The organism is Staphylococcus cohnii subsp. cohnii, from assembly GCF_002902365.1.
GTDB classification, from domain to species: Bacteria; Bacillota; Bacilli; order Staphylococcales; family Staphylococcaceae; genus Staphylococcus; species Staphylococcus cohnii.
The window spans coordinates 50972-57848 of the sequence record NZ_PPQC01000033.1 but is presented as its reverse complement, the minus strand read 5'-3'; the positions used below and the strand labels follow the sequence as shown (position 1 = coordinate 57848).

The window sequence follows — 6877 nt, the reverse complement described above, 5'->3', positions numbered from 1 at the left end:
TCCCTTCAAAGTTTACATTTTTAAGTGTCTACTTTGAAGGGAGCATATCATTCTGGATTAGCTCTCTTTGCATCTCGCAAATTAATCCGTATAGTTTTCTAAAAGATGGTTTGGTATCATTCACTCTGAATGTGAACGCGTTGTATTATCATTAAAAAATGATATCAATTAGCACAACATCACACACGTCAGATTCTATCTTTATGATAGAGCAATGGACGTGTGTTTCATAGATAACTATCTTTAAACTACTGCTTCGCATTTAAACATTCTTCAACATATTTAAATTTAGTATTTGATATACATCCCACAAGAATGAGGTTCCGTAGTCGTAAATCCGAATTGTTCATACAATTGATCTGCAGGATAATCTGCCATTAAACTCACATAAGTACCATCTTCTGCAACAGATGATATATATTTCATAATATTAGTCATAACCTGTTTACCATAACCCTGACCTTGATAACGTGGTTCTACTGCTATGTCAATAATATGAAAAGCAGTACCGCCATCTCCAATTACTCTGCCCATCGCTATTAATAAGTCATCATCATATATTGTAATGTCAAAGCATGCATTTGATATCCCTTTTTCTGTCGCCTTTTGTGATTTTTCACTTAACCCAGCTTTTTTTCTCATATTTCTATAATCTTGTACTGTTGGCGCTTCGTACTTTATTTTAACCATGTATTTTCATCCCCCAGACTGCTAAACCATGATTTATAAATATTTTTTCATCACTACTTTATTAGATTCTTTGAATGCATCATTATGACTCGATACATAACCTTCAGGAGCTGCTTCTGGTTCAACATAAAGCTTTGCTAGATTAGCTGCGTTTGCTGCGTCGCTAAAAGCACTCGCGATTAAGTGTGCTTTTGCTTCATGATAAATAATATCACCACAAGCGTATAGACCTTCAATACTCGTTGCAGTGTTACCAAAACCTTTAATATTATATTCACTATGCATATCAACTTGAGTTGTAGATTGTTCTAATAATGTATTTTCTCTATCGAATCCATGACTGACGATGACTTCGTCAAAAGCACGTACCTCTTGTTCCCCTGTTTCAATATTTTCCAATATCACTTGTTCTATACGCGACTGGGTAACGTCTCCTATTAATTGATAGATATGTGTGTTGGGTAACTTTTCTACTGACAATCCATCTAATATATTTTTCATTGCTTCATAACCCTTGATATCCGCTTTTCGATAAATTAATGTCACACTTTTAGCATAGCCACTTAAATCATTTGCCCAATCTAGAGCAGAGTTACCTGCCCCTGAAATCAATACGTTTTTGTTTTTAAAATGTTTTAAAGATTGCACAACATAATGTAAGTTTGTTAATTGATATCTTTCTGCTCCCTTGATATCAAGTTGTTTTGGATTAATGATGCCACCACCAATGGCGATAATAACAGATTTGGATTTATATATATTTCCTTTATTGGTCTCTACTTCAAAATGACGTTCAGCCAATTTCCTAATATCTATCACACGTTCCTCTAAATTTACTTTAGGATTAAAATGTAGTCCTTGATTAACAGTATCTTGTATAATTTCATAGCAAGGTTTCGGTGCCAAGCCCCCGATATCCCAAATAATCTTTTCAGGATACACGTGCATTTTACCTCCTAGCTTATCTTGAATATCAATAATTCTTACATTCATCCCTCTTAATCCAGAATAAAAGCTCGCGAACAAACCGGCTGGTCCACCACCGATAATGATTACATCATCCATAATAATCCTCCTACATGTACTACTTATTAATACCTATTATCCTATTATTGATAATGCTTATCAATTAAAAAGGGTGACTTTTTAAATAATTAATTACTTTATATGTATAATGGCTTTAAAATAAAATAAAAAGACGATCAAATTCGTATCGATCGTCTGCTATATCTATGATTGCTATATTTGTTTTAAAAATCTATTTAGAGAAATTATTTTTCTGATTTTTTGACAATGGCGTTTTTAAGCAAGAAGAATAATAAAATAAAACCAGCTGTAATAACTGTATGCCCCATTCCTGCATAGCCAGCAAATGATTCTGGAACTTTAAGTCCCATCACTTGGTAAGTGCCTTTCGTAAACATCATACCAATCGTTACCAATACACCTATATTATACACGATAAAGAACCAATTAAATAAATAATAACTACTCAAATTAAATACTTTTGTTACTGGTAATAAAATGAGATGCATAAACATTCCTAATATTAACGTATGCGTATGTACTACTACTAATTGTGTATCACCTGTAAAGTCATAAGCAAGTGTTAATTCACGATAATAAAAACCACTAAGCAATCCTAAGATTGTATAAATTAAAAAAGCGTATAATATTCTGCGCATTCAAAATCCTCCTTAAAAATTATTATAAAATAAATTTAATTAAAATACAGTGACAATTCACCAAACTTCACAAAAAAGCTAGTAATCAAAATCTGATTACTAGCTTAATCACTTATACTTTATCTTTCTTTACGAGACTTTTTAAAAATTGCTATGAGCGCTAAAATAATAGCTATGATAGATACAATCCATAAAGCGATAGAATCATTGCCCGATTGATTATTTTCAGAATCAACATCAGCTTTTTTGGATACTTTAGTCATAGGTGATGGTTTTTCTGCGTCTTCATCACCATTCCATTTTACAGTTTCTCCATCGTCATAAGTTTGATAAGCATCCCATTTAAATTCGCCTTCTTTATCAGGATTTGCTACTTGAATAGGTAAATCGACAAATTCATTGGGTCCAATACCTTTATCTTTAGCTGTCCAAGTGATTTTGGTAATATTACCATCGTCATCTTTAGTTAATTTATGATCAAATGTTTCCTGTGGTGCAACACCTACAACATTTACACCTTTGGGTACTTTCAACTCTATTTTTGTCGTGTTCGCTTCTTTTTCTACTGGAACTCTAACATCATATTTTTCATAAGAACCTGGTTCACTTGTGTCAGGATTCATAGTCACATGTGCATGAGCACTTTTGGAAAATACTAAAACAGTAAAACAAACTGCGATGGCTAAAATAAATTGTCTTTTCATCTTTTAAACTCCTATCCTGGGATATTTAATTGACTCATAATTACACCTGCTAATATGAGTAAAATACCTATACTTAGTTCTATGATTAATGCAAATCTATTTGTCTGACGATGCTTACCAAGCGCTCTAGTTGTTTGATAAAATCCTAACGTCATCATCACAAATGTTAGCAGAATCTTAATAAGTAATAAAACGCTCCACGTTTGAATATTTTTCCACAATGTTAAGACATTCGTTTGGTCAATTGACATAAGGACACCTGATATGACAATTAACATGACAGCGCTAATATTTACTTTTAATAAAAAAGGCCTCATTTGATTTACTGCAAATTGTTTTTTACCCAATACCATCACCACTAAGTATATCAAAGCCCTAACCAAAATGAGATTCCAGTAATATGGATCACCCTGATAAAAATCGACCATATTGGTACAGATTGAGACCAAGCATGTCCAGACATACTAAGCGCAATTAATATTAGACTTGGAATGAATATATACCAACTTGTAGCCATATTTTTCAAAGTGAAAAGCAATAATAATATGATAACTGCAATCATTGTTAATATGAATGGTGTTTGCAATAAAGTTGCTTTTTGTAGACTTAACACATCTGACACAACATTAGAAGATAAAGTCATCATATAAATTAAAACTGTGATAACGGAAATCATGACCAACGTCAAAATGGTTGGCATCGTGTATGTTTTAAAATTTAAATGAGGTAAACTTTGTCTTTTAGCTAAGCGGTTGACAAAATAAAGGCCGGTAAGTGTAATCAATAATCCTTCTATTATAAAGCGCGTAACCCCAAACCAAAAATCTGCCTTTTCATAAAACGGTGGTGCTGTATCAATTCCATTTGCTGTCTGTTTTCCAACTGAAAATTCAAAACTATCATTGATCTCATGGCCATCTGCAGACATTGTATGCCATTTTATACTGTGCGTACCTTTATTTAAATTTTCAATAGGAAATGTCAATGTTTGAGAGGAACCTGTTGTACTTGGTTTTACTTCAGTCAATTCAGAACCATTGTCATCATAAATCTTTATGCTTGAATACTTTGAATGGACTGGTTCATTAAATTGTAATGTTATTTCTTTTGGCGCGTTTTCAACAACACTATTTTGTGCTGGAGTAACTTTTTCTAAAGTTGCATGTGCTGAAACTTGCTGAGAACAAGTAACTATCCCAATGATTAACGAAATTATAAATATAACATAAGAAAACTTATGAAGTTTAAATGTTAATTGCACTTTCATCCCCCTTTTTCAAAAAGTTTATATTATCAATGAAATAAAAGAAATATATATTCACAATATAAATTTCATTTTGTCATTTTTTGGACAAATAATTATAAATTAAATATTATTGTTCCAATTAATTAGAAATAAAATATTAGTTTTGTTTCCATTAAAAATATTTATAATGTGTTGTTATAAAAATAAGTATTAAACTAATGCTAAATTTGTTTTTATTAGAAATGCTAAGTTACAAATTATGTATAAATTTAAATAGCAAAGGACTAATCCGTCGACTCTCACACGGACTAGTCCTTTGCTTTAATTATGCGCTTTAGGCCTCAACTTCTTATTCTTCAAGAATGATATGGTTTACATAAATATAACGCATTAAAATTCATCTTGTTCAACTTGCACAATTTTATCTACTTTACGTTGAGAACCACCTTCCCAACTTACATTTAAGTATGCTTCAACATTTTTTTTAGCAACTTCTATACCAATAATTTGTGCACCCATAGTCAGTATTTGAGCATTGTTACTTAACTGTGCACGCTCTGCAGAATAGTAATCATGCGCCAAAGCAGCGCGTATGCCTTTTAATTTGTTGGCTGTTATCGCAACGCCAATGCCAGTTCCACAAATAAGAATACCACGTTCCTTATCTCCTTGTTGGATGCTTTTACCAACTTTAGCAGCAACATCTGGATAATCCGTCTCTGCACAATGATGACAACCAAAATCTTCGACTTCATGGCCCAGTGCTTCTATATGCGTTTTCACTGCCTCTTTTAAGTCGTAACCATTGTGGTCTGCACCGATTGCTATTTTCATTCTAACTCCTCCTTATATACTTATCACTTCACTTATACATATGATTTAAATGTATTTAACATCAGATACGCTGACATCGCGCCAGGATCTACATGACCTTGCGCACGATAGCCTAATCGCTTAGAACGGCCTTTATTTGAAACAATATCCTTTGTACTTTCCATACCTTTTTTAGCCTCTAAAAGTGCAATCTCAAATGCTTCCTTGAAATTAATACTTTGATATTTAGATGTTTCTAATGAAAGATAGAATGGTTCAAGTGTATCAATCATCGTTTTATCACCTATTTCAGCTTTACCTCTTGCCTTAATTCCTTTACTGAATGCAATCCAAAATTGATATAAGTCTGTATCATCTAATTCAGTTTTATTTTTCACTGCAACTGCTGACTTTAAAAAACCTGAAGCATATAAAGGACCTACAGATGACCCGACTGCATCCAAAAAGCTTTTACCAACAGCAACACTGATTTTTGCAATATCATCTTGTACTTGTAACTCGTTATGAATCGTACTTTTTACAGCTTGATAACCAATATTCATCGTCACACCATGATCACCATCACCTATTTTTCTATCTAATTCACATAGGTTATCTTTTTGTTCTTCAAACAACTCAGCTAATGCTAGGATGAATGATTTATATGTTTCACTTGTTAATGTCATTACAATTTCCTCCTAGACTTCTTTAAAATTTGGACAATCGACAGGATGATCTATACATGACTTTAACGTCTCGTCCACCTTCATCAATGTTACTGAGAAGCCACCCATTTCCATTGATGTAATAAAATTACCAATATACGATTTGTACGTCTTTATATTATTTTCATTTAATATTGCATCAACTTCTTTATTGATAATATATAATTCCATTTGTGAGGTTGCACCCAACCCATTTACTAACACAACCACTTCATCATCTGATTGATAAAGACCTTCTTTCAAAATGTTTTTCATAATAACTTGGACGGTTTCTTTTGCTGTGCGAATCGTTGTTTTTTCAATACCTGGTTCACCATGATGTCCTAATCCAATTTCCATCTCGTTATCTTCAAGATCAAAACTTGGTTTTCCTGTTTGCGGTAAATAACAAGGACTTAACCCAATGCCCATCGAACGTGTATAATCATTTGCCAGTTGTGCAATACGACGTACTTCCTTCAAATCATAGCCAAAATCAGCAGCAGCACCTGCAGCTTTATAAACCAGTAATTCACCTGCTATGCCACGTCTCTCTTCAATTTCCTTCGCTGAAGCAACATCATCATTTCCTATTACTACTGCTGTTTAAATATCATCTTCGACTTCTGTCATTTCGCTGGCCATTTCAAAATTCATTAAATCTCCTGCATAATTTCCATAAATATATAACACACCATTTCCGTCATGAATTTCTCTAGTTACAGCTTGTATAGGAATTGGTGAAGGTGAAGCGAAAATATTACCTACTGCCACACCATCAGCCATACCTTGACCAACATATCCGATAAAAGCTGGCTCATGTCCTGATCCTCCACCAATTAAAACACTCACTTTACGATTAGGGTGTCGTTTTTTTCCAATTAATGCTCTTTGATGCAAGTTTGAACGTCTAATATATTCAGGATAAGCAATTAAATATCCGGCCATTAATTCTTCTATAACGTCATCAGGATGATTAATCATCTTTTTCATTTAAAGTCTCTCCTTTTAACTATCTATGTTATCTATCACTTT

The 6877-nt window shown here is 32.9% G+C and carries 8 protein-coding genes and 1 pseudogene; all 9 read right to left on the bottom strand.

The annotated features are described in order from the left end of the window. Positions 1-288 precede the first annotated feature (288 nt). The 9 genes and pseudogenes from CD032_RS06045 to CD032_RS06010 all read right to left on the bottom strand — a co-directional run bounded on the left by CD032_RS06045 (position 289) and on the right by CD032_RS06010 (position 6835). The gene (locus CD032_RS06045; protein WP_019468853.1) at positions 289-690 is read right to left on the bottom strand and encodes a GNAT family N-acetyltransferase; all 402 of its coding nucleotides are present in this window, start codon (positions 688-690) and stop codon (positions 289-291) included. Between the two features lie 33 nt (positions 691-723). Then, positions 724-1755, bottom strand: a complete 1032-nt coding sequence (locus tag CD032_RS06040; protein WP_019468852.1) for an NAD(P)/FAD-dependent oxidoreductase — start codon at positions 1753-1755, stop codon at positions 724-726. A 206-nt stretch (positions 1756-1961) separates the two neighbouring features. Further along, positions 1962-2375, bottom strand: a complete 414-nt coding sequence (locus tag CD032_RS06035; RefSeq protein WP_019468851.1) for a DUF2871 domain-containing protein — start codon at positions 2373-2375, stop codon at positions 1962-1964. A 119-nt stretch (positions 2376-2494) separates the two neighbouring features. Next, entirely contained in the window at positions 2495-3079 is a 585-nt protein-coding gene (locus tag CD032_RS06030) for a YcnI family copper-binding membrane protein (protein WP_019468850.1), read from the bottom strand. Positions 3080-3090: 11 nt separating this feature from the next. Further along, positions 3091-3426 carry a hypothetical protein gene (locus tag CD032_RS13380; protein WP_230621699.1) on the bottom strand — a complete coding sequence of 112 codons (336 nt, stop codon included), beginning with the start codon at positions 3424-3426 and terminating at the stop codon, positions 3091-3093. A 20-nt stretch (positions 3427-3446) separates the two neighbouring features. Continuing rightward, positions 3447-4346 carry a copper resistance CopC/CopD family protein gene (locus tag CD032_RS06025; RefSeq protein ID WP_233422173.1) on the bottom strand — a complete coding sequence of 300 codons (900 nt, stop codon included), beginning with the start codon at positions 4344-4346 and terminating at the stop codon, positions 3447-3449. A 369-nt stretch (positions 4347-4715) separates the two neighbouring features. After that, a complete protein-coding gene (rpiB, locus tag CD032_RS06020) occupies positions 4716-5159 on the bottom strand; it encodes a ribose 5-phosphate isomerase B (RefSeq protein ID WP_103211265.1) in 444 nt (147 codons plus the stop codon). A gap of 32 nt (positions 5160-5191) precedes the next feature. Next, entirely contained in the window at positions 5192-5824 is a 633-nt protein-coding gene (gene dhaL, locus CD032_RS06015) for a dihydroxyacetone kinase subunit DhaL (RefSeq protein WP_019468848.1), read from the bottom strand. 12 nt (positions 5825-5836) lie between these two features. Next, positions 5837-6835, bottom strand: a pseudogene (locus CD032_RS06010) (dihydroxyacetone kinase subunit DhaK). Positions 6836-6877: the final 42 nt, after the last annotated feature.

Bases quoted from the DNA above. Each gene is read 5' to 3' on its own strand.
- CD032_RS06025 (WP_233422173.1), bottom strand. From the start codon at position 4,346: ATGAAAGTGCAATTAACATTTAAACTTCATAAGTTTTCTTATGTTATA.
- CD032_RS06030 (WP_019468850.1), bottom strand. From the start codon at position 3,079: ATGAAAAGACAATTTATTTTAGCCATCGCAGTTTGTTTTACTGTTTTA.
- dhaL (WP_019468848.1), bottom strand. From the start codon at position 5,824: ATGACATTAACAAGTGAAACATATAAATCATTCATCCTAGCATTAGCT.
- CD032_RS06045 (WP_019468853.1), bottom strand. From the start codon at position 690: ATGGTTAAAATAAAGTACGAAGCGCCAACAGTACAAGATTATAGAAAT.
- rpiB (WP_103211265.1), bottom strand. From the start codon at position 5,159: ATGAAAATAGCAATCGGTGCAGACCACAATGGTTACGACTTAAAAGAG.
- CD032_RS06040 (WP_019468852.1), bottom strand. From the start codon at position 1,755: ATGGATGATGTAATCATTATCGGTGGTGGACCAGCCGGTTTGTTCGCG.
- CD032_RS06035 (WP_019468851.1), bottom strand. From the start codon at position 2,375: ATGCGCAGAATATTATACGCTTTTTTAATTTATACAATCTTAGGATTG.